2 protein-coding genes and 1 pseudogene are annotated in these 3072 nt (G+C 55.8%); all 3 read left to right on the forward strand.

The window, feature by feature from the left end; all coding sequences use genetic code 11:
- A pseudogene (locus FT726_RS26550) lies at positions 1-662 on the forward strand (PTS transporter subunit EIIC); the annotation flags it as partial.
- A gap of 25 nt (positions 663-687) precedes the next feature.
- Positions 688-2121: a 6-phospho-beta-glucosidase gene (locus tag FT726_RS26555; protein ID WP_159377765.1), complete on the forward strand. Its 1434-nt coding sequence runs from the start codon at positions 688-690 to the stop codon at positions 2119-2121.
- A 326-nt stretch (positions 2122-2447) separates the two neighbouring features.
- A complete protein-coding gene (locus FT726_RS26560) occupies positions 2448-3011 on the forward strand; it encodes a YfiR family protein (RefSeq protein ID WP_058770540.1) in 564 nt (187 codons plus the stop codon).
- Positions 3012-3072 lie beyond the last annotated feature (61 nt).

Consider the following 3072-nt stretch of genomic DNA (forward strand, 5'->3'; position numbering starts at 1 on the left):
CCATCGCCATCGTCTTTATTGGCCCACTCGGTATCTAGATCGGTAGCGGCATTTCGGCGCTGGTGTACACCATTCACGGTTATCTCGGCTGGCTGTCGGTGGCGATCATGGGCGGGCTGTGGCCGCTGCTGGTGATGACCGGCATGCATCGCGTGTTTACCCCGACCATTATTCAGACCATCGCTGAGACCGGCAAAGAAGGCATGGTAATGCCGTCGGAAATTGGCGCCAACCTGTCACTGGGCGGCTCATCGCTGGCGGTGGCGTTCAAAACCAAAAATCCGGAACTGCGGCAGACGGCGTTCGCGGCGGCAGCTTCCGCTATCGTCGCCGGCATTTCCGAACCGGCGCTGTACGGCGTGGCGGTGCGCCTGAAGCGTCCGCTGATTGCCAGCCTGATCAGCGGCTTTATCTGTGGCGCGGTGGCCGGCATTGGCGGCCTCGCCAGCCACTCGATGGCCTCACCGGGCCTGTTTACCAGCGTCCAGTTTTTCGATCCCACCAACCCGATGAGCATCGTCTGGGTGGCTGGCGTGATGGTGCTGTCAGTGGTGCTGTCGTTCATTCTGACGCTGATTCTTGGCTTTGAAGATATTCCGGTGACAGAGACCGCGCCGCGCCCCGGCAAGTCGGAAGCGGCAAAGCCGGTCAGCGCGAATTAATAATGGACTGTGATTGAGGTGAGTGATGTCTGAAGTGACATTTCCTGCGGGATTTTTATGGGGCGGCGCGTTAGCCGCCAACCAGTCAGAGGGGAGTTATCGCGCCGGCGGTAAAGGCTTGACCACGGTGGACATGATTCCACACGGCGAGCACCGCATGGCGGTTAAGCTGGGGCTGGAGCCGCGCTATGCGCTGCGCGACGATGAGTTCTATCCGAGCCACGACGCCATCGATTTTTATCACCGCTATAAAGAAGATATCGCCCTGATGGCGGAGATGGGCTTCACGGTGTTTCGCACCTCCATCGCCTGGAGCCGCATTTATCCCAACGGCGATGAGCTGACGCCGAACGCGGCAGGTATCGCCTTCTATCGCAGCGTATTTGAAGAGTGCCGCAAATACGGCATCGAACCGCTGGTCACGCTGTGTCACTTCGATGTGCCAATGCATCTGGTCACCGAATATGGCTCGTGGCGTAACCGTAAAATGATCGATTTCTTCGCCCGCTACGCCCGCACCTGCTTCGAAGCGTTTGATGGTCTGGTGAAATACTGGCTGACATTCAATGAGATCAATATCCTGCTGCACAGCCCGTTCTCCGGTGCCGGACTGGTGTTCGCGCCGGATGAACATCACGAACAGGTGAAATATCAGGCAGCGCATCATGAACTGGTCGCCAGCGCGCTGGTAACCAAAATCGCCCATGAGATCAATCCGCAGAATCAGATTGGCTGCATGCTGGCCGGCGGCAACTTTTATCCGTGGTCCTGCAAGCCGGAAGATGTGTGGGCCGCGTTACAGAAAGATCGCGAGAACTTATTCTTTATCGATGTCCAGGCGCGCGGCGCTTATCCCGCTTACGCCGCCCGGGTATTCCGCGAGAAAGGCGTGGAGATTGTCATGGCGGAGGGCGATAGCGAACTGCTGCGCCACACCGTCGATTTCATCTCCTTCAGCTATTACGCCTCGCGCTGCGCGTCGGCAGAGATGAATGAACAGAATAGCAGCGCCGCCAACGTGGTGAAGTCACTGACCAATCCGCATCTGGCGCGCAGCGCCTGGGGCTGGGGCATTGATCCCCTTGGCCTGCGCATCACCATGAATATGATGTACGACCGCTATCAGAAACCGCTGTTTCTGGTGGAAAACGGTCTCGGCGCGCACGATGAAATCAATGCCAGCGGGGAAATTGCAGACGATTACCGCATCAGCTACCTGCAACAGCACATTCGCGCCATGGGTGAAGCGATTGCTGACGGCGTGCCGGTGATGGGCTACACCACCTGGGGCTGCATCGATCTGGTCGCGGCGTCGACCGGTGAAATGAGTAAACGCTACGGATTTGTCTATGTCGATCGCGACGACCACGGCAACGGCACGCTCAACCGGCTGCGCAAAAAATCCTTCTGGTGGTATCAGCGGGTCATTGCCAGCAACGGCCGGGATTTGGATTTTTAATTAAAAAAATGCGGTGAATGGCGCTGAATGATTGTTCAATTCAGGGCCATTACGTCACCAAGGGAATATCCGGCGTTATCAAGCAAATCATTTTGCGAAAAATCTCGCCGCTGCGCTAATTTTGCTGCGGGAATATCCGGCAGAAGCCAGCCTTAATACGCTTATTCTGCTGCGTTTTTATTCATTCCTCTTTTAACTCTCTATTTAAATCCGGTCCTGACGAATTTATTCTACCCTGCCCGATCGCGGTATCAGCGCCTGTACGGCGGTACTCTTTTGTACAGCGCGATGGTACTATTTCCCGGTTGCTGTTCAGAGATAGCGCTATGTTACAACTACAATTAAAGGTGAAGGGCGACAGCCAGCTGCTCTATTTATTGCAGGGCCTGCGCGCATTTCTTCCCGTATTTTCTCTCATTTATCTCCTCTGTTTTCCTGCTGCTCAGGCGGCAAACAGTGCGGTTCAGCGTGACGATCAGGCTAACCGCATCGTCAGCGGCATCATCAGTTTTAGCCACTGGCCACAGTTAACACAGCCGCCACAGCTGTGCGTATTCGCGTCAGCACAGCACCTTGCGCAGCCTAAGGGCCCGACGCCGTTCAGCGTGGTGTGGATTAACCAGACCAGCGAACTCAGCCGCCAGCGCTGCGATGCCATTTACTTCGGCGATCAGACGCCGCAGCAGCAAACTGAACTGCTGGCGATGCTACAGGGTAAATCCGTCCTGTCCATCGCGGAAAACAACCCGGACTGTGCGGTTGGCGCGGCCTTTTGTCTGATCTTTAACCGCGATCACACTGCATTTTCCGTCAACCTTGACTCGCTGGCGCGCAGCGGTGTCAGAGTGAGCCCGGACGTGTTGTTGCTGTCCCGCAAAGGAAGCAAATAAGATGAAGTTTGATAGCATAAAAAAAGATAAATCATCGATTCGCAATAAGTTGCGTCGAATC

This window comes from Pantoea sp. Morm (genome assembly GCF_016643525.1).
Classification (GTDB): domain Bacteria; phylum Pseudomonadota; class Gammaproteobacteria; order Enterobacterales; family Enterobacteriaceae; genus Pantoea; species Pantoea dispersa.

Coding starts and splice junctions, on each gene's coding strand:
- FT726_RS26555 (WP_159377765.1), top strand. CDS start 688: ATGTCTGAAGTGACATTTCCTGCGGGATTTTTATGGGGCGGCGCGTTA.
- FT726_RS26560 (WP_058770540.1), top strand. CDS start 2,448: ATGTTACAACTACAATTAAAGGTGAAGGGCGACAGCCAGCTGCTCTAT.